The organism is Ensifer adhaerens, assembly GCF_020035535.1.
GTDB lineage: Bacteria > Pseudomonadota > Alphaproteobacteria > Rhizobiales > Rhizobiaceae > Ensifer.
The window spans coordinates 2,677,484-2,696,928 of sequence record NZ_CP083350.1 but is presented as its reverse complement, the minus strand read 5'-3'; the positions used below and the strand labels follow the sequence as shown (position 1 = coordinate 2,696,928).

The window sequence follows — 19,445 nt, the reverse complement described above, 5'->3', positions numbered from 1 at the left end:
TTACGCAGCGCTCCACTCGACAGGGGTTGCCGGCTGTTGCCGGAACAGACCATAGAGATCGCGCGGGTGCTCCGGCTGCGTCGTCAGGTCGAGTTCCGTGTAGAACGCCGTGCCCTGGATCTTGTCGCGCAGGAAGCGTAGCGCGGAGAAGTCTTCCGTCGCGAAACCGACGGAATCGAAGATGGTGATCTGTCCGTTGCTGCGACGGCCTTCGGCCTCGCCGGCGATAACCTGCCAGAGTTCGGTGACCGGGAAGTCCGGCGCCATCTGCTGGATCTCGCCTTCGATACGGGTCTGTTCCGGGTATTCGACGAAAACGTCGGCGCGGCGCAGGATATCGCCTTGGAGTTCCGTCTTCCCGGGGCAGTCGCCACCGACGGCATTGATGTGCACGCCGGCGCCGACCATGTTGTCGGAGAGGATCGTGGCGTTGCGCTTGTCGGCCGTGACGGTCGTGATGATGTCGGCGCCTGATACGGCTTCCTCGGCGGTCGCGGCGACGACAATGTCGAAGTCCATATCGGCGAGGTTGTTGCAGAACTTGTCAGCGGCTTCTGAATCGATGTCGAAGACCTGCAGGCGCTTGACGCCGAGCAGAGCGCGGAAGGCGAGCGCCTGGAACTCCGACTGGGCACCGAGACCGATGATCGCCATCGAGCGGGCGTCGGGACGAGCGAGGTACTTTGCCGCGAGCGCCGACGTGGCCGCCGTGCGAAGACCTGTCATGATCGTCATCTCGGAAACGAGACAGGGGTAGCCCGTGCTGACATCGGAGAGAACGCCGAAGGCGGTCACGGTCTGCAGGCCCACATTCGGGTTCTTCGGGTGGCCGTTGACGTATTCGAAGCCGTAGTGCTCGCCGTCCGAGGTCGGCATCAGTTCGATGACGCCGGTCTTCGAATGGCTGGCGAGCCGCGGGGTTTTCTCGAATGAGTTCCACCGACGGAAATCATCCTCGATATATTCCGCAAGACCTACAAGAAACGTCTCAATGCCGATCGATTTGACCAGCTCGATTACGTTGCCGACACCGACATACTGAACCACGTTAAAAACTCCATCGGAGAAATTCGATGGAGTCAGACTAGACAAGCAAGAAGTGAGTTGAAATTTTAAACCTGCCTAATCTGCAACAGCTTATTGAGCAATTTGCGCAGTCGTACTATACAATATTCATGCATATCTTCGACGAACTCGATCACCAGCTCATCTCGCTCCTGCGAGAAGACGGCCGCGCGCCCTACTCCAAGATCGCCACCGTGCTCGGCATCTCCCGCGCCACCGTGCAGACGCGCATCGACCGGCTGCTCGAAAGCGGCGCGGTTCTTGGCTTCACGCTGCGCGTGCGGCAGGATTATGACGATCGCGCCATCCGTGCGATCATGATGATCGAAGTCAGCGGCCGCAACACCACCAAGGTCATCAAATACCTGCGCGGCCTACCGGAACTTTACGCGCTTCATACGACCAACGGCGGCTGGGATCTGGTCGCCGAAATCCGCGCCAACAGCCTCAGCGATTTCGACCGCATCCTGCGCGAAGTGCGCGACGTCGAAGGCGTCTCGAACAGCGAAACGAGCATCCTGCTCAGCACCGTCTAACGCTACCACCATCGTTTGCGCCCCTTGCGCGCGACCAAGACAGGCATGACCATGAGCCATATCCCGCAGATCGACTACGACACCGCTTCCGACGATATCCGCGCCGCCCATGACGAGGAGGTCCGCGTGCGTGGCCGCATGACCAACATGAAGCGCACGCTGCTGCATTCGCCGGTTGCACACCGCATCTACGCCGAATGGTTCACGCTGCGCGAGGAATTGCGCCCAGCGCTCGACGATCGGGAGATCTGGTTCCTCTCCCATTCCATTTCCGAGGCCATGAAGTCCCCTATTGCCATGGGCTTCTTCCGCCGTGCCTTCGCCAATGCCGGCATCGATTTTCACACCGTCGTGCCGAGCGAAGACGAACAGCGGCTGATCGATTTTGGTCGCGCCATCGTCGCCGACAGCAATGCCGTCCCGGAGGAAATCTGGACCGGGCTGAAGGCGCGTTACGACGCCAAGGCGCTGGTCGATCTCGTCGCCTTCTCCGGCATCATGGTCGCGACCGCCCTCTTCAACAATGTCGTCGAGGTCGAGTTCGACAAGGAACTCGAGCCGTTCGTCGACTGACGCTCGGCAAGTTCGACAAGCCTGTCATTAGCGCGGCGCGCAGGCGCGTTTCTGCCGTCTCCTCCCGAGAATCAAGTTTTCGCAGGCGCCCGTGAAGGCGCTCGTCTGCAGCTCCGGTCACCTCGAATACTTGACGTCATCTATTTGCGTGTATATGCACGCTTCATGTCTCGTTGCTATTGCATTCTCCTGCGCAAGGCCTCTCGCAAGCTGTCGTCACTCTACGACGACGCTCTGGAACCGATTGGCATCAATGTCGCCCAGTTCAGCCTGCTTCGGCACATTGAACGCGGCCAGCCGATCTCGATCACCGAACTCGGCCGCCAGACCGAACTGGAGCGCTCAACGGTCAGCCGCAACATCAAGGTGCTGGAGAGCATGGATCTCGTCGCAACCGGCGCCGGCGCTGACCAGAGGGAGGCTGTCGTCGAGCTGACCGACAATGGGCGAAACATCCTGCAGGACGGGGCGCCGCTCTGGCAGGGCGCCCAGGACAAGATCGAGGCGAAGCTCGGGGTGGAAGACACCGCAAAGCTGAAGGAATTGCTGCAGGCACTTTAGACGAGGCGGTCGGCTGATAGCCCACCATAGAAAGAAAGAAGTCCCGAGGCGCGAAAGGCGATGCGCATTGCGCCCGGGCCTGCTCCCCAAACAATACGGGCGAAAGGAAGTCCACGATGTTCGGTCCAGCGCTTGCGCGTTATCTTGCCAGACGCAATATCCATTACGGCTGGGCGGTGGCCGCCGTCACATTCCTGGTCATGTTGTCGACCGCCGGCGCCATGGGCTCGGCCGGCGTGCTGATCAAACCGCTTGAGACCGAATTCGGCTGGTCCAATGCCCAAATCTCGCTGGCGCTCGCGATCCGTCTTTGCCTCTTCGGCCTGCTCGGTCCCTTCGCGGCATCGTTCATGAACCACTTCGGCGTACGCCCGGTCGTTTCCACCGCGCTGATCCTGATCATATCCGGCATCGCCGCCTCATTCTACATGACGGAGCTCTGGCATCTGGTCGCGATCTGGGGCGTGGTGCTCGGTGTCGGCACCGGCATGACGGCGCTCGTCCTCGGCGCGACGGTGGCAACCCGTTGGTTCGATAAGCGACGAGGCCTCGTCGTCGGACTGATGACCGCCAGCAATGCCACCGGTCAGCTGGTGTTCCTGCCGCTGCTCGCCTCCCTTACCGAAACGATCGGGTGGCGCTCGGCCCTGACGCTGATCATCGTCATACTGCTGGTGGCTTTCACGCTGGTTCTGTTGCTGATGCAGGATCGCCCCGGTGACCTCGGCCTCGCCCCCTTTGGTTCCAAAAAAATGGTACCGGCACCACCGAAGGCAAAGAGCTTCGGTGCCCTGCTGATGGCGCCGATCAGGGCACTCGCCGACGCTGCGAAGACCAACACCTTCTGGGTGCTCTTTGCCACATTCTTCGTCTGCGGCTTCAGCACCAACGGACTGATCCAGACCCATTGGGTTTCGATCTGCGGTGACGTGGGTATTGCCGCCGTCGCCGCAGCCAGTCTTCTGGCGTTGATCGGCGTGTTCGATCTCATCGGTACCATCGGCTCCGGCTGGCTCTCCGATCGCTACGACAATCGCTGGCTGCTCTTCTGGTTCTATGGCCTGCGCGGCCTGTCGCTGATGTTCCTGCCGTTCAGCGGCTTCAACATCTACACGCTGTCGATCTTCGCGGTTTTCTACGGCCTGGACTGGGTCGCAACGGTACCGCCGACGGTAAAGCTCTCGGCCGAACGCTTCGGTCCCGAACGGGCAGGCCTCGTCTTCGGTTGGGTTTTTACCGGTCATCAGCTCGGCGCCGCCAGCGCGACCTTCCTCGCAGGCGCCAGCCGGACGTCGCTCGAAACCTATACCCCGGCATTGCTTGCCGCTGGAATGCTCTGCATCGTGGCGGCCCTGCTGGTCTTGACCATCGGTCGGCGCCAACCGGAGGCGCTAGCGCCGCAGCCGGCCTGAGCTCATCACCGCTGCTGCTTAAAAGAGGGGGCGGGCTGCCCATCGCAGCCCGCCCCCTTTCTGTTGGACATTGGGACCGGCGAACGTCAGTGATTGAACTCGGTCACGAATTCCGGATTGCCCCGGATCGTGTTGCTGACGGTGCAGATCTCGTTTTCGGCGGCTTCCGCGATCGCATGACGGACCGCGTCGTCGAAATCACCCTTGATGTCGAAGACGATGTTGAACTTAGCAACCCGGGAGGGTTCGTCATGGGCCTTCTCGCCGGTCACCTTGGCGCTCACTTCCGTCAGCCGGTCGAGTACGCCGTAGCGGCTGGCGGCGATCCGGGCGCTGAGCACCAGGCAGCTCGCGAGCGATGCGTAGAGCAGATCGAGTGGGCCGTAGCCGGGCTGCGACGGGCCGGTGACGATATCGAGCTCACCGCCGGTCACCGATGTCACATGCGGAAAACCTGTCTTGCCGACGACGGCCGTCGCACCGGTTTCCCGCGTTCTCACCTTCACATCCGCCATTTCGCAAACCTTCCCAGAACTTATCAAAGCGATCAGTAGAAACACGTCGCCCCGGGCCGGAAGGCCCAGGGCGTTTGATATGTGCGCCTTTTTCTGATCGGCGCAAGGGTGATCACCAGACGATCAGTTCTTCTTCACCAGGCGGTAGAAGACGTAGTCCGAGATGGCGCCGTTGACGTAGCCTTCGACCTTGTCCTTCATCGCGACCTGGGTCGCTGCCTGGAGCATGATGACGATCGGCGACTTTTCCTGCACCTTGCGCTGCAGGTCGACGTAAAGCGCGTCGCGCTTGGCCGGATCGGCTTCCTTCAGGGCTGCCTTGGTCGCTTCATTCAGTTCGGCCGGGACGGCCCAGCCGTTGCGCCAGGTGGTCGTCGACTGATACTTGTCGTCGGCGTTGTCTTCGTTGTAGGCGAAGGCCTTGGCGTTCGAATGCGGGTCCATGAAGTCCGGGCCCCAATAGAGCAGCATCGCTTCGTGGGTGCGCGCACGGTACTTGGTGATGACCTGGCTGCCCGTGCCCGGGATGATCTCGAAGTTGATGCCGGCCTCTGCGAAGGATGCCTGCAGCGACTGCGCCATGTCGGTGAACGGCGTAGAGTTGATGACGTCGAGGGTTACCTTGATCGGCGTCTTGATGCCGGCATCGGCCAGGATCTTCTTGGCCTTTTCGACATCGTAGCTGTAGGGGGTCTCGTCGAGCGAACCCGGGAAGCCCTTCGGCCAGAAGGCCTGGTGTACTTCCATCTGCCCCTTGAGGAAGCTGTCGGTCATGCCCTTGTAATCGACGAGGTAGCGGGCGGCTTCCCAGACGGCTGCCGGCTGCAGCGCTTCATCCTTCTGGTTGAACGACAGGAAGTGCACGGCGGCCTGCGGATAGGATTCGACCTTCATGCCGTCCTTACCCTGAAGGCCCGACACCTGGTCCGGCGTCAGGTTCTTGGCCATGTCGACGTCGCCGGTCTGGAGCAGCAGCTGCTGGGTGGCGGCTTCAGCTACGTGACGGATGATGACGCCCTTGATCGCCGGAGCGCCACCGAAGTAGTTCGGGTTGCTCTGGAGGTTCAGGAGTTCGCCGGCGCGGAACGCCTTCAGCACGAACGGACCGGTACCGGCCGAGTTTGCCTTGAGCCAGGCATTGCCGAAGTCGCCATTGGCTTCGTTGGCCTTGACGGTCTCCGCATCGATGACCGAGGCCGGGCGGGCGGCGAGAACGTTCAGAACGAAGGCCGGCGAGAAGTCGCCTTCATACTTGATCGTGACCTTGTTGCCCTCGGCGGTCACCATCTTGTCGATGTTCTCCGGCGTCCAACCGAGCTGCGTCAGGATGAAGGCCGGGGCCTTGTTGAGAACGACGACGCGCTTGAAGGAATAGACGACGTCTTCGCCGCGCAGCGGATTGCCGGAGGAGAAGGTGACGCCATCGCGCAGCGTGAAAGTGATCGTCTTGGCGGCATCGTCAGCCGTCCATTCGGAGGCGAGGCCCGGCGCCAGCTTCTTCACGTCGGGCGCATCGTACTGCACCAGGCGGTCGTAGGTCTGGGTGACGTATTCGCCGGAGGAAAACTCATAGGCTTCGGCCGGGTCGATGCTGACGATGTCATCGATGTTCTGTGCAACGACCAGCACTTCCGCCGGCGTTTCGGCGAGCGCCGCCGGCGCTACGCTCATCATCAGGGACGCCGCGAAGACCGCGGCCTTGAACATTCTCATCATCATTCTCCTATTTTCGATGAGGCTTGGTTTTTGTCGGTGCCGGCTTCAGCGCCGATTGCGGCGTGCCGGTCTCGTTGGATTGGAAGGCGCGCGGCCGGAAGAGCGGCAGGGTGCCGGTCCAGATCAGTCGCACCGGAGTGTCCGTCTTGTTCCACCAGTAGTGGGGCTGGATGCCGCGGAAATGCAGGCCATCGCCCGGGGAAAGCGTGGTGTCGTCGCCGTCGAGGCCGAAGAGTATCTCCCCCTCAAGCATGTAGACGAGCTCCTCGCCCTCGTGGCTGAAGACCTCGGAGCGGTGCCCTGGCGGAATCGTGATGACGAAACTTGAAAGCTGGTTGCCGGCGAAGTCGGCGCCGATCCGCTCATAGGATACGGGCGAGCCTCCGACCGAAAACACCATGCGCCCCTCGGCTCGCGAGAGGCCGGTATCGATCGCCGGCGCCAGGATGAAATGGTTGAGTTCGGCTCCGAGCCCCTGGGCAATCTGCGCAAGCGTGCCAAGCGAAGGCATCGCCAGATCGCGCTCGATCTGGCTGAGATAGCCGACAGAAACGCCGGACGCGTCGCTCAGCGTCTGCAAGGTCATGTGCATCTGCCGCCGGCGCGTGCGCACCAGCGCGCCGACCTTCGGCTGCCCTGCCCCGCCAGATTTTCCGGACGTTGCGTCTGCCTCCTCCGACGGATCGCTCACCCATTCCCTCCCAGTAAAATTTTTTTGATTTAAGCAAACTTATTTATATACTCCAAGCGATTTTTTGCGCTATCGACAGGACAGACCGCAAGCGAAGAGGGATGGAATCGCCACGTGGCAAACGACAGCACCACAGCAGCAGCGCCTGTACGTCGCGCCGCTCGGCCGAGCCGGACACGGCAGCGCCTTTTCTCATTGATGGGCTTCCTGGTTACGCTCGCGATAACCTTCATCGGCTTGCTCGCGATCACCTTCTTCATCGGCCGTATCGTGCCGATCGACCCGGTCCTGGCCGTCGTTGGCGACCGTGCACCCGTCGCTGTCTATGAGCGGGTGCGCCAGGAAATGGGGCTCGACCAGCCGCTGATTACCCAGTTCGTCCGCTATGTCGGCGATGTCGCAACGGGCAATTTCGGAACCTCGGTCTCAACCGGCAGGCCGGTTCTCGAAGACCTTGCCCGCGTCTTCCCCGCCACGTTGGAAATGGCGACGCTCGGCATCATCCTCGGCGTGCTGATCGGCGTGCCGCTCGGTGTTTTCGCCGCCGCCCGTCGAGGTTCCTGGCTCGATCAGGGCATCCGCGTCGTCGGTCTGCTCGGCTATTCCGTGCCGGCCTTCTGGCTTGGCCTCGTCGGCCTCGCGATCTTCTATGCCCGGCTGAAATGGGTCGGCGGCCCCGGCCGCGTCGACATCTTTTATGACGGCATGGTGACGCCGGTGACCGGCCTGATCCTTGTCGACAGCATCATCGCCGGCGAATGGGAGATCTTCCGCAACGCCGTCTGGCACCTGATCCTGCCGGCGTCCTGCCTCGGCTTCTTCTCGCTCGCCTATATCGCTCGCATGACACGCTCGTTCATGCTCGACCAACTGAGCCAGGAATATGTCACCACCGCCCGCGTCAAGGGCGTGCCGGAGCGCCTCGTCATCTGGCGCCACGCCTTCCGGCCGATCCGCGTGCCGTTGATCACCGTCATCGGCCTGTCCTACGCCGGCCTGCTCGAAGGCTCCGTGATGATCGAGACGATCTTCTCCTGGCCCGGCATCGGCAACTACCTGACCGTGGCCCTGCTCAACGCCGACATGTCGGCCGTGCTCGGCTCGACCCTCGTCATCGGCGCGGTCTTCATCGGCATCAACAAGATTTCGGACGTGCTCTATCGCGTGCTCGATCCGCGTGCACGCTAGGAGGAGGCGGACATGACCACACTTCGCGACTGGCTGATCGACGACAGCCCCGCCTCGCCGATGCAGGCACGCCTGGGGCGTTTCTATCGCATCTTCGGCGCTCTCATGCGCAATCCGCTGGCCGTTGTCGGCGCGATCATCATCGCAGCCTTGGTGCTGACGGCTCTTTTCGCCCCGTGGCTGGCGACACATGATCCGTTGCGCCAGTCGCTCGGCGAACGCCTTCTGCCGCCAAGCGCCGCCCACTGGATGGGAACCGACGAACTCGGCCGCGATATCTGGTCGCGCGTCGTCTACGGCGCACGCATCACGCTCGCCATTGTCACGCTGGTCGCCGTGCTCGCGGCTCCGGCCGGCCTGGTCATCGGCGTTGCCGCCGGATATTTCGGCGGGTGGGTCGACCGTATCCTCATGGGCATCACCGACATCTTCCTGTCGCTACCGAAGCTCATCCTGGCGCTCGCCTTCGTCGCAGCACTCGGCCCCGGCATCGAGAATGCGATCATCGCGATCGCCATCACCTCCTGGCCCGGCTATGCCCGCGTCGCCCGTGCAGAAACGCTGACCTTCAAGAACTCCGAATTCATCTCGGCCGTGCGCCTGCTCGGCGCTTCGAGCCTGCGCGTCAACCTCAGCCACGTGCTGCCGCTCTGCACCTCCTCGATGATTGTCCGCGTCACGCTCGACATGGCCGGCATCATCCTGACGGCCGCCGGTCTCGGCTTCATCGGCCTCGGCGCCCAGCCGCCGTTGCCCGAATGGGGCGCGATGATCTCACGCGGTCGCTCGTTCATCCTTGACCAATGGTGGGTCGCGACCATGCCCGGCTTTGCCATCATTCTCGTCAGCCTCGGCTTCTGTTTCCTGGGCGATGGCCTGCGCGACGTACTGGATCCGAAGAGCGGGGAGCAGCGCTGATGACAAAGCTTCTCGAAGTCGAAAATCTGCGCGTCACATTCCCGACGCCCCGTGGCGACCTCGATGTCGTGCGCGGCATCTCCTTCACACTTGGTCGCGAGCGCCTCGGCATCGTCGGCGAGAGCGGCTCGGGCAAGTCGATGACCGGCCGCTCGATCCTGCAGCTCATCCGGGCGCCCGGTCGCGTCACGGCCGACAAGCTCGTCTTCGACGGCGTTGACCTTCTGAAGCAGTCCGAGCGGCAGATGCGCGCAATTCGCGGCGCCCGCATTTCCATGGTGATGCAGGACCCGAAGTTCTCGCTGAATCCGGTCATGACGATCGGCGAACAGATCGCAGAGGCGCTGCTGACGCACCAGAAGCTGCCCCGCCGCGAGGTCAACACCCGCGTGCTCGCCATGCTGGAATCGGTACGTATCGCCGACCCGGAACGCGTCGCCCGCCTTTATCCGCACGAGGTCTCCGGTGGCATGGGCCAGCGCGTGATGATCGCGATGATGCTGATCCCCGAGCCAGACCTTTTGATCGCCGACGAGCCGACCTCGGCGCTCGACGTTTCCGTCCAGGCCCAGGTGCTCGACATCATCGACGAACTGGTCAAACGCAAGGGCATGGGGCTGATCTTCATCAGCCATGACCTCAATCTCGTTTCCAGCTATTGCGACCGCATCCTCGTCATGAACACCGGCGAGGTGGTCGAAGAGTGCCAGGCCGGCGAGCTGATGGCGGCCAAGCACCCCTATACGCGCGGGCTGATCGCCTCGATCCCGCGCCTCGATGAAACACGGGACGAGCTGCCGGTGCTCGACCGCAGCGCATGGGCCAAGGCATGACCGCGCTCTCTCTCAAGAACCTCGACATCTCCTACGGCGACGTGCAGATCACTCACGACGTCAATCTCGATATCGCCGACGGCGAGAGCTTTGCGCTTGTCGGCGAAAGCGGCTCGGGTAAATCGACCGTGCTGAAGGCGATCGCAGGTCTCGCACCGGAATGGAGCGGCGAGATCACCGTGCTCGGCTCGCCGCGCGGCCACGGCATCGACCGCGCCTTCTCACGCCAGTGCCAGATGGTCTTTCAGGACCCCTACGGCTCGCTGCATCCGCGAAAGACCGTTGACGCCACGCTCGGCGAAGCGCTGACGATCCACGGCATCGGCGACCGCAACGCCCGCATCGAAGAGGTCATGACCTCGGTCGGCCTCGATCGCAAATTCCGCTTCCGCTTTCCGCACCAGCTCTCGGGCGGCCAGCGCCAGCGCGTGGCGATTGCTCGCGCGCTGATGCTGAAGCCGAAGGTGCTTTTGCTCGACGAGCCGACGTCCGCGCTCGACGTCTCGGTCCAGGCCGAAATCCTCAACCTGTTGAAGCGTCTCAGGCGCGAGCAGAACCTCACCTTCCTGATGGTCACCCATAACCTGGCCGTCGTCTCCTTCCTCTGCGACCGCCTCGCCGTCATGCGCCAGGGCCGGATCGTCGAGATTGCCGATGTCGCCGATCTCAAGCGCGGCGACCTCAAGGATCCCTATTCGCGTGAGCTGATGCACATCAGCGCCGCGCATGCCAACTAGAGCGGGACAGGAAAACGCGGGCGATATCCCAACCGCGTCCCGCTCTAAGATATCGAGTAACTCCAAGGACATAGCATGAACAGTGAACAGATCGCTGCCGCGCTGGCGGAATTCGACGCGGCCATTGCCAAGACCACTGATGCCGATGCGGTATGGACCGCATTGCAGACGCTTAGCCGCCAGGTGATCGGCGCCAAGCTCTTCACCATCATGACCGTCGACATGGTCAACGAAGTCGCGCGCCGCGCCTACACCTCGCACCCCGCGGAGTACCCGACCTCCGGCACCAAGCCGATCCGCTACGACAGCTGGTTCGACATCGTCCACAAGGCGCACCAGACCTTCGTGGCCAACACCATCGTCGACATCTCCAAGGTCTTCGGCGATCACGAAACCATCTGGTCGCTCGGCTGCGGCTCGGTCGCCAACATCCCGGTCGTCGTTGGCGGCGAACTGCTCGGCACCGTCAACTGCCTCGACGTCGAGCATCATTACACGCCGGAACGCGTGGCGCTCTCCAAGCATCTGGAAATGCCGGCGAAGCTCGCCTTCCTCGCCGCCGCTCGCGCCGAGCGGACCTGAGCTTTCCCTGCATTTGAGAGTACGCATTTGCGCAGGAAGCACCCAGTGCCTTCCTCGATCTGCTCGAAGCCGCCCGTCACCCGCGGGCGGCTTTGCTTATTTGCCTGTAAGGTCAGGCCGCCGCGCTTTGAGCGAGAAAAGCCTCGATCTCGGCGAGCGTCGGCATGGCCGGTGCCGTGCCGCGGCGCGTCACTGCAATGCCCGCCGTCGCGCAGCCAAAGCGCACGGCGTCAACGGGCGCCAAGCCCCGCGCCAACGCTGCGGAAAAGCCGCCGACGAAGGCATCCCCTGCCCCGGTCGTGTCGATTACCGGCCCTGGCGCCATTGCCGGAACGAGAACCGATTGCTCACGGGTGTGATAGAGCACGCCGCGCGCCCCGAGCGTGATCAGAGCCGCCTTGCCCCCTCTGGCAAGCAGCGCGTCACCGGCACGGGTGATGTCATCGTGCGAAGAAAGCGAGAAGCCGACGATTGCCGCAGCCTCGGTCTCATTGGGCACGAAGTAATCCGAGAGCGGATAGATCGATTCCGAGAATGGCTCAGCCGGCGCGGGATTGAAGACCGTGGTCACACCAGCCGCGCGCGCGATCTCGAGCGCCCTTTGCGCAGCCGCAGCCGGCTGTTCGAGCTGGGTCACGAAAACCCGCGACGCTTCGATCGTCTCACGCGCCGCCTCGACATCGCCCACATCGATCGCACCAGCGGCGCCGGGATAAACGATGATCGCGTTTTCACCATTCTGATCGTTGACGTAGATGAAGGCCGCGCCCGTCGGAAGGTCGTCCATCTGCACGATCTTCGTCGTGACGCCCGCTTCGGCATAGGTGCGTAGCGCCATGTCGCCGAAAGTGTCGCGCCCCAGCCGCGAGATGAAGGTCACCGGACTGCCGGCACGCGCGGCAGCAACTGCCTGGTTCGAGCCCTTGCCGCCCGGTCCTACGGAAAAGCCGCTGCCGATGATCGTTTCTCCAATGGCAGGCATACGACGCGCCATGTAGGCGGTGTCGGCCACGAATATCCCCAATATCGAAACGCCAACCTTCATCGTCTGGTACCTTCTCCCGAAAAGCTCTGAGAACGCGCAAGCGGATCAACGGCTGCGCGAGATGCAATGGATTGAAAACGGCGCAGCGGCTCACGTCGAAAGCCTCAGCGGAGCGGGTTGAAGAAGAGCCTGCGCAGCTTCCGCCCGTACCCCAATTCACCGTGGTTTAGGCGGGTGGGATGACGCCCTTGGTGAGGAGGAAGCAGCCGTAGAACCGGGTTTCTCCTGTGACGATGACGCAATAGGTCTTCTTGGCTTCCTCGTAAAAGGCAAACCGCTCGATGCCGTAGAGGGGTGCCGACTTGCCTTCCGCCTTGTCGACCACGGCCTGGACCTCCCGCTGCACCGCCGGAAGCTCATCCGGTGCACCCATCACCTCCATCCGGCCGACGGACGGCTGCAAAGGCGTATCCAGCGGCAGAACCGAGAGAACCGCCTCCATGGCGCGCGCCGCCGAGACGTTGTCGATCCGCAACAATTTGCCGATCACCGACTTGCGGGCAATCGCATCCGCCGGGAAATTCGTGTCGACGATCGCCAGCGTGTCGGCGTGTCCCATGGACCGAAGCGCATGTAGTACATCGGCATTGAGGGCCGGATCGATATTCTTGAGCATGCACTCCTCCTCCCAGCACATTGGCGCTTCGGCCTGCAGACACACCTATCGCGTCTTCAGAGACGCAAGGTGCTGCGGCCGGAACCCAATTTCACGATTGAACCCCGAAACGCGGGCCGACTCCCTTCGGCCCGCAGGGGAGAATTCCCTATTCGCCGTAGGGGATCCAGATGTTTTTGACGTCGGTGGCGCGACGCAGATAGGCCGGGCCTTCTGCCGCCTCCCGATCCAGCCAGTTCGTCGCCTTGCCGTAGTCGACGAAGGTGCGCTTCAGGTTGCCGACCGAGAGCTTCTCGACGAGGGTCGAGAGTTCCGCCGAACCGAAAGCCCAGAGCGCATCCACGTCGTTGTGGCTTGCAAGCGTCTTTGCCAGTTCGATCGTCGAGCCGGTGACGATGTTGACGACGCCGGCCGGAACGTCGGACGTTTCCAGAACCGTGTAAAAATCGGTCGCGGCCAACGGATGCTGCTCGCTCGGCACCACGACGACGCGGTTACCGGTGGCGATCAGGGGCGCAACCAGGCTGATCATACCGAGCAGCGGCGCTTCCGGCGGGCAGACCACGCCGACGACGCCGATCGCCTCGGGTATCGCAAGTGCTACGCCGCGAAGCGGCGGCTGGTGGATCGCGCCCTCGTACTTGTCCGCCCAGGCACCATAGGTGAAGAGACGCGCGATCGAGGCTTCGACTTCTGCCTTGGCGTTCGCCACAGACGCGCCGGTCATGTCGGCAATACGGTCGACGAACTCCTCGGCACGGCCGCTCAGATTCTCGGCGATGTAGTAGAGGATCTGCGCACGATTGTGCGTCGTTGCCGACGACCAGGCGGATGCGGCTTGCGCTGCCACAACTGCATTGCGGATGTCCTTGCGGTTGCCCTCGCCGACTTCGCCAAGCACCTTGCCCTTGGGCGAAAGCACGTTGCGGTTATAGTTGCCATCCGGCCGCACCTGCTTGCCGCCGATGAAGAGCTTGGCGGTGCGGTCGACATCCGGCATGGCGAAATCGGCGACGGCCGGCTTCAATGTCGGTTCAGCGACCGCGGGGCGCAGCTTGCGGCCGGCCCAAGCCTTCGGCTTCAGATATTCGTAGCACCCCTCGCGGCCGCCCTCGCGGCCGAAGCCAGACTCGCGCTTGCCGCCGAAACCGGCAGATGCATCGAAGAGGTTGGTCGCATTGACCCAGATGACGCCGGCGGCGAGCTTGGCTGCGACATGCAATGCCAGGCCGATGGTCTCGCTCCAGACACTGGCGGCAAGGCCGTAGCGCGTGTGGTTGGCAAGCTGGATCGCCTCTTCCGGCGTGCGGAAGGTCATGGAGACGGCGACGGGGCCGAAGATCTCTTCGGTCGCAACGATCGAGGTCGGCTGAACGCCGGTAAGCAGGGTCGGCGGATAGAAGCTGCCGCCCTTCGGCAGTTCGATCTTCGGCTGATGCAGGGCCGCACCTTCGGCGACACCCTTGGCGACCAGGCTTTCGATCCGGTGCAGCTGCACCGGCGCGACGATCGCCGCCATGTCGATCGCCTTGTCGAGCGGATGACCGACGCGCAGCGTCTGCATGCGGCGCTTCAGCCGCTCGTAGAAGAGCGGTGCCACGCCTTCCTGAACGAGAATGCGCGACCCGGCGCAGCAGACCTGGCCCTGGTTGAACCAGATGGCGTCAACCACGCCTTCGACCGCACCGTCGATATCGGCATCGTCAAAAACGATGAAGGGCGACTTGCCGCCAAGTTCGAGCGTCAGCGACTTGCCGGTGCCGGCGGTGCGCTCACGAATGAGGCGGCCGACCTCGGTCGAGCCGGTAAAGGCGATCTTGTCGATGTCCGAGTGCTCGACGATCAGCGCGCCGGTTTCGCCTTCGCCTGTGACGACGTTGAGCACGCCGGCCGGAAGACCTGCGGCAGCCGCGAGTTCGGCAAAGAGCAGCGCCGTCAGCGGCGTGAATTCCGCCGGCTTCAGGATGACGGTGTTGCCGAGCGCCAGAGCGGGCGCGACCTTCCAGGCCAGCATCAGGAACGGGAAGTTCCACGGAATGACCTGACCGACGACGCCGACCGGCAGCTGATCGGCAAACTCGGATTCCTGCAGCTGCGCCCAGCCTGCATGGTGATAGAAGTGGCGAGCGGCGAGCGGCACGTCGATATCGCGGGTCTCGCGGATCGGCTTACCGTTGTCGATCGCCTCGACGACCGCGATCAGGCGCGCGTGGCGCTGGATCATGCGGGCGAGTGCATAGAGATGGCGGGCGCGGGCATGGCCCGGCAGCTTTGCCCAGGGGCCTTGCGCCTTGCGGGCAGCGGCAACCGCATCGTCGACGTCCTTGGCACCACCGAGTGCTACCTTTGCAAGCAGCTTGCCGGTTGCCGGCTCGTTGGTCTCAAAGGTCTTGCCGGACGCGGAGGCAACGAAGGCGCCATTGATGAAGTGGCCGAATTCGCCCTTGTGGCGCGCCAGCCACTGACGGGCTTCGGTGTCGGCCTCGGGTGCTGGACCATAGGACATTTCGTCAAAATACCTTGCGACAGTCATCGGGATCATCCAATCGGGTGACGGTTGAGGGCCGAGTAGGCGCCGGTAACGTGATGTTCGAGCTGACGTTCGATATCGGCAAGCAGGCTCGATGCGCCGATGCGGAAGAGGTCCGGTTCGAGCCATTCACGGCCGAGCTCGTCCTTCATCAGGAACTGGTAGTTCAGGATGTCCTTGGCAGCCGAGATGCCGCCGGCCGGCTTGTAACCCACCTTGAGGCCCGTTTGCTCCTGATAGGCGCGGATCATGCGCAGCATGATGAGCGTTACCAGCAGCGTCGCGTTGACGCCTTCCTTGCCGGTCGAGGTCTTGATGAAATCGGCACCGGCCATCATGCAGACGAGCGAAGCGCGCGCGACATTGCGCAGCGTCTTCAGGTCACCGGTCGCCAGGATCGCCTTCACATGGGCGTCGCCACAGGCGGCGCGGAAGTCACGCATCTCGTCATAGAGCGCCTGCCAGTTGCCGGTCAGCACGTGCTCGCGGGTAATGACGATGTCGATTTCCTTGGCGCCGTCGGCAACCGACGCCTCGATCTCCCGCAGCTTCACGTCATGCGGGATGAGACCAGCTGGAAAACCGGTGGAGACGGCCGCAACCGGAATACCGGAACCTTCCAGCGCCTCGACAGCCGTCGAAACGAAACGGTGATAGACGCAGACCGCGCCTGTGGTGATGCCGCGACCGCCCATGCCCATGGCTTCGAGCAGATCCTGGCGCACGGGCTGACGCGCCTTGGCGCAGAGGCGCTTGACGCGCTCCGTCGTGTCGTCGCCATTGAGGGTCGTGAGGTCGATGCAGGTGACGGCTTTCAGCAGCCAGGCGGCCTGCGCATCATTCTTGACGGTGCGACGGGCCGGCAATGTCGCGACGCGGCGCTCGGCTGCCGACAGGTTGACGCGCTGGTCGAGCACCCAACCAAGATCCAGATCGATACCATCGTTGCGCGGCCAGTTATGGCCCGACGCCGGCAAATGCGCTGCTTTCGACGCGCCGGCCTTCACAGCAAGGTCTTCCAAGTGAGAACTCCCTGTCGCGGCACTGACGCACATTCAAGGCGCACTCGCCGGGATAATCAAATTTGTTATTTTTCTACCTATTTTTGTGACTATTCCATCAAACCATGAGCATGTCAAGGGAAGCCGCGACCGTGATTGGTCGTCAATAGCCCAATCACGGGCTAGAGGCCTGGTATCTCTGTCTCGCCTTCTTCGGTGATCACCGAGCGGAAAGCCCTGACCGGAGCAAAGAATGCCGGCTTCAACTTGCTGATTTTGCTGAGGTCGACGACGAGATGGCTTTCGCGTGCGAGCGAGATGACCTTTTGCTTCACAGGCACCTCATGGAAATGGACGCAGGTCGCGCCGCGACCGGGGTCGATCCCAGCTGCTGAAAGGAAGGCGACATTGATCCCGAGCGAATCGAGTGTCTCCAGCCCGGAATTACCGGAGAAGGATGCCGAGGCCGGGTGATATACGCCGCCCAGCATGACGATCCGCACGTTCGGTTTGTGGGTCAGTTTTCCCGCAACGTTTAGCGAGTAACATACCGCAGTTATTGAATAATTCTCTGGAATAAGATCGACGAGATATTCGAGCGTTGTGCCGCAATCGATGAAGATCGTTTCGTCCGGGCGGATGTGGCGGGCAGCGTGGACGCAGGCATCCCGCTTGGCGGCGGCGTGACTATCGGCTTCGCGCGCGAGTTCATACGGCCCGTCCCCTTCGATCTCGGTCGCCGGCACGATGTGCCCGCCGAGAAAGGCGAACTGGCCGGGATTGTCGGCGACATCACGGCGAATGGTCATTTCAGAGACGCCGAGCAGGGCCGCGGCGTCACGCAGGTGCAGAACCCTCCGCCCGGAAAGCGCCTCGGCTAGCTGGATGATGCGAGCAGTTTTGCGACTGACCATGGCCCTGTCCGTTTTCGCGCCATTTCGTGGTTTCGTTGGCCACGAACAATATTTGTGAAAATTATCACGAATCGCACTTGGCAAGCAAGAGGACTCACACGGACTGTAACGCTCCTTCTGCGTCTATTCGGGCCGTGTGCCCGCCTGAAACGGACGACGGCGGGCCGATCGGCCCGCCGCACGGTGGTCAATAGGCGCGGGCGCCGTTTCAGACGGCGATCGGAGCGGTTCTCTCCGCGAGCCAACGCGATGTCTCTGCATCAAGCAGGCCATCCATCTGGCGCCCGACGCGACTGTGGTAGGCGTCGATCCACGAGCGCTCTGCCACGGTCAGCAGACCGAGATCGGCCAGCCGCAGGTCGATCGGCACCAGCGTCAGGCTCCGGAAGCTCAGGAACCCGTCGCCGTCGTCCACCACCTCCACCTGGTTCTCGATGCGGATGCCGTAGGCGCCGGCCTTGTAGTAGCCCGGCTCGATCGTCGTCACCATGCCGGGCTTCAGCTCGATCTCGTTGACGCGCCGATCGAAACGTTGCGGCTGTTCGTGCACCGAGAGAAAGTGACCGACCCCATGGCCGGTGCCGTGGTCATAGTCGAGCCCGAGGTCCCAGAGCGGACGGCGGGCAAAGGCGTCGAGCTGGTGGCCGAAGGTTCCCTTGGGGAACTTGAGCGACACCATGGAGATCAGTCCCTTGAGAACAGCGGTGTACGCGCGCCGGATCTCGTCATCGACAGGGCCGATCGCAGTCGTGCGCGTGGCATCGGTGGTGCCGGTCAGGTACTGCCCACCGGAGTCGAGCAGATAAATGCTGCCCTTGCGGATCAGGCCATTGCTCTTCTCGGTCGCCGCATAGTGACACATCGCAGCGTGGCCGCCTGCCGCCGAGATCGAACGGAAGCTCGGCTCGACGAAGCTTTCTGCCATCGTGCGGTAGGCAAGGATGCGCTCCTCCGCCTCGAGTTCGGTAACGGGTTTGCCACTCGCATCCCGCTCCAGGGCGTGCCGCTCGAGCCAGGCGAAGAAGCGTATCCAGGCAGCACCATCCAGACGGTGGCAGTCACGGAAGCCCGCAAGCTCGGTCGTGTTCTTGTGCATCTTGGCAAGCGTGATGGGGCTTTTCGCAAGCTGCACCGTGCCGCCGGCGATGCGTGTTGCATGGGCAGTCGCCGAGGGGGCAAAGCCGGGATCGATCAGCGCCGTTCGTCCGGCCGCCACCGCCTTGACGCGTGCAAGCAGTTGTCCGGGCTCGGCCATCGCGACATCGTCGAGCTCGAAATCGGAGAGGTCGTTCGGGAGCTTGCGATGATCGACCAGCCATTCCGTCTGCCCGGCGCGGTCGAAAATCAGGAAGGATTGCGGCATCGGGTTGAATGCGACGTCCCGGCCACGGACATTGAGGAACCAGGCGATGTTGTCGGGCTGCGCCTCGATCAGGAGATCGGCCCCCTGCTCCGCCAGCATTGCGGCAATTCGGCTCTTCTTCTCGGCAACGCTTTCGCCGGAATAGGCGACCGGGAAGGCCATGATCTTGCCGAGCGGCTTTTCCGGCTGGTCGGTCCAGATCGCGTCGACAAGGTCTTCGTCGACGGACGTCCATACGCCACCCGCCTGCTCAACCGAGCGGCTGCAGTCCGCATCCCAGGTGGAAGGCAAAAGCATGGCGTTGAAGCCGACGCGTTCGCCCTTGCGCAGATTGTTCTTCAGCCAATCCTTGAGCGGTGCGTCATAGAAATGTTCGATCGCGAAGGTCCCGAGATCCACTTCGTCGCGCACCTGCACCTGGTAACGGCCGTCGACGAAGATCGCTGCACGGTCGCGCATGACGATCGCCACACCGGCCGAACCGGTGAAGCCGGTGACGAAGGCCAGGCGATGGTCATGTGGCGCGCAGTATTCGCCCTGATGTTCGTCGAAGCGCGGCACGACGTAGCCGTCGAGCCCGGTCTCCGCAAGCTTGCGCCGCAGCGCGCCAATCCGGCCGGACATATCCGGCCTTGCTCTCGTATCCATG

General features: G+C 62.8%; 19 protein-coding genes. 9 read left to right on the top strand and 10 right to left on the bottom strand.

Annotated elements, in window-relative coordinates; translation table 11 throughout:
- Nucleotides 1-1,083, bottom strand: a complete 1,083-nt coding sequence (locus LAC81_RS32340) for an ornithine cyclodeaminase (protein ID WP_223730387.1) — start codon at nt 1,081-1,083, stop codon at nt 1-3.
- Nucleotides 1,084-1,175: 92 nt separating this feature from the next.
- On the opposite strand from LAC81_RS32340, the gene LAC81_RS32335 reads away from it, so the two are divergent.
- The 4 genes from LAC81_RS32335 (at nt 1,176) to LAC81_RS32320 (ending at nt 4,147) form a co-directional block, all read left to right on the top strand.
- A complete protein-coding gene (locus tag LAC81_RS32335) occupies nt 1,176-1,601 on the top strand; it encodes an Lrp/AsnC family transcriptional regulator (RefSeq protein WP_113535197.1) in 426 nt (141 codons plus the stop codon).
- Between the two features lie 51 nt (nt 1,602-1,652).
- Nucleotides 1,653-2,174, top strand: a complete 522-nt coding sequence (locus tag LAC81_RS32330; protein WP_223730386.1) for a hypothetical protein — start codon at nt 1,653-1,655, stop codon at nt 2,172-2,174.
- A gap of 165 nt (nt 2,175-2,339) precedes the next feature.
- The gene (locus LAC81_RS32325) at nt 2,340-2,735 is read left to right on the top strand and encodes a MarR family winged helix-turn-helix transcriptional regulator (protein ID WP_223728708.1); all 396 of its coding nucleotides are present in this window, start codon (nt 2,340-2,342) and stop codon (nt 2,733-2,735) included.
- 116 nt (nt 2,736-2,851) lie between these two features.
- Nucleotides 2,852-4,147 (top strand): MFS transporter, encoded by a 1,296-nt coding sequence (locus LAC81_RS32320; protein WP_223728707.1) that lies wholly within the window; start codon nt 2,852-2,854, stop codon nt 4,145-4,147.
- An 86-nt stretch (nt 4,148-4,233) separates the two neighbouring features.
- Here the strand turns inward: LAC81_RS32320 and LAC81_RS32315 are convergent, their stop codons facing one another.
- The 3 genes from LAC81_RS32315 to LAC81_RS32305 all read right to left on the bottom strand — a co-directional run bounded on the left by LAC81_RS32315 (nt 4,234) and on the right by LAC81_RS32305 (nt 7,069).
- Entirely contained in the window at nt 4,234-4,662 is a 429-nt protein-coding gene (locus LAC81_RS32315) for an OsmC family protein (RefSeq protein WP_223728706.1), read from the bottom strand.
- Between the two features lie 123 nt (nt 4,663-4,785).
- Entirely contained in the window at nt 4,786-6,375 is a 1,590-nt protein-coding gene (locus tag LAC81_RS32310) for an ABC transporter substrate-binding protein (RefSeq protein ID WP_223728705.1), read from the bottom strand.
- A 10-nt stretch (nt 6,376-6,385) separates the two neighbouring features.
- A complete protein-coding gene (locus LAC81_RS32305; protein ID WP_223728704.1) occupies nt 6,386-7,069 on the bottom strand; it encodes a helix-turn-helix domain-containing protein in 684 nt (227 codons plus the stop codon).
- 198 nt (nt 7,070-7,267) lie between these two features.
- Between LAC81_RS32305 and LAC81_RS32300 the strand changes: the two genes are divergently transcribed.
- The 5 genes from LAC81_RS32300 to LAC81_RS32280 all read left to right on the top strand — a co-directional run bounded on the left by LAC81_RS32300 (nt 7,268) and on the right by LAC81_RS32280 (nt 11,327).
- Nucleotides 7,268-8,257 carry an ABC transporter permease gene (locus tag LAC81_RS32300; protein WP_113535202.1) on the top strand — a complete coding sequence of 330 codons (990 nt, stop codon included), beginning with the start codon at nt 7,268-7,270 and terminating at the stop codon, nt 8,255-8,257.
- Between the two features lie 12 nt (nt 8,258-8,269).
- Nucleotides 8,270-9,175 (top strand): ABC transporter permease, encoded by a 906-nt coding sequence (locus LAC81_RS32295; RefSeq protein WP_223728703.1) that lies wholly within the window; start codon nt 8,270-8,272, stop codon nt 9,173-9,175.
- A complete protein-coding gene (locus tag LAC81_RS32290; protein WP_223728702.1) occupies nt 9,175-10,008 on the top strand; it encodes an ABC transporter ATP-binding protein in 834 nt (277 codons plus the stop codon). The genes LAC81_RS32295 and LAC81_RS32290 overlap by 1 nt, the downstream gene beginning before the upstream one ends.
- A complete protein-coding gene (locus LAC81_RS32285; protein WP_223728701.1) occupies nt 10,005-10,745 on the top strand; it encodes an ABC transporter ATP-binding protein in 741 nt (246 codons plus the stop codon). The genes LAC81_RS32290 and LAC81_RS32285 overlap by 4 nt, the downstream gene beginning before the upstream one ends.
- A 75-nt stretch (nt 10,746-10,820) precedes the next feature.
- Nucleotides 10,821-11,327 (top strand): GAF domain-containing protein, encoded by a 507-nt coding sequence (locus tag LAC81_RS32280; protein WP_223728700.1) that lies wholly within the window; start codon nt 10,821-10,823, stop codon nt 11,325-11,327.
- A 112-nt stretch (nt 11,328-11,439) separates the two neighbouring features.
- On the opposite strand, the gene rbsK is transcribed toward LAC81_RS32280, so the two are convergent.
- The 6 genes from rbsK to LAC81_RS32250 form a co-directional block, all read right to left on the bottom strand.
- Complete coding sequence (rbsK, locus tag LAC81_RS32275) at nt 11,440-12,372, bottom strand: ribokinase (protein ID WP_223728699.1); 933 nt, start codon at nt 12,370-12,372, stop codon at nt 11,440-11,442.
- A 166-nt stretch (nt 12,373-12,538) separates the two neighbouring features.
- Nucleotides 12,539-12,988, bottom strand: a complete 450-nt coding sequence (locus LAC81_RS32270; protein ID WP_113535206.1) for an RbsD/FucU family protein — start codon at nt 12,986-12,988, stop codon at nt 12,539-12,541.
- A 148-nt stretch (nt 12,989-13,136) separates the two neighbouring features.
- Nucleotides 13,137-15,521: an aldehyde dehydrogenase family protein gene (locus tag LAC81_RS32265; RefSeq protein ID WP_223728698.1), complete on the bottom strand. Its 2,385-nt coding sequence runs from the start codon at nt 15,519-15,521 to the stop codon at nt 13,137-13,139.
- 5 nt (nt 15,522-15,526) lie between these two features.
- Nucleotides 15,527-16,540 carry a deoxyribose-phosphate aldolase gene (gene deoC / locus LAC81_RS32260; RefSeq protein WP_223728697.1) on the bottom strand — a complete coding sequence of 338 codons (1,014 nt, stop codon included), beginning with the start codon at nt 16,538-16,540 and terminating at the stop codon, nt 15,527-15,529.
- Nucleotides 16,541-16,701: 161 nt separating this feature from the next.
- The gene (locus LAC81_RS32255) at nt 16,702-17,433 is read right to left on the bottom strand and encodes a DeoR family transcriptional regulator (RefSeq protein ID WP_223728696.1); all 732 of its coding nucleotides are present in this window, start codon (nt 17,431-17,433) and stop codon (nt 16,702-16,704) included.
- Nucleotides 17,434-17,641: 208 nt separating this feature from the next.
- Nucleotides 17,642-19,444 (bottom strand): aminopeptidase P family protein, encoded by a 1,803-nt coding sequence (locus LAC81_RS32250; RefSeq protein WP_223728695.1) that lies wholly within the window; start codon nt 19,442-19,444, stop codon nt 17,642-17,644.
- Nucleotide 19,445: the final 1 nt, after the last annotated feature.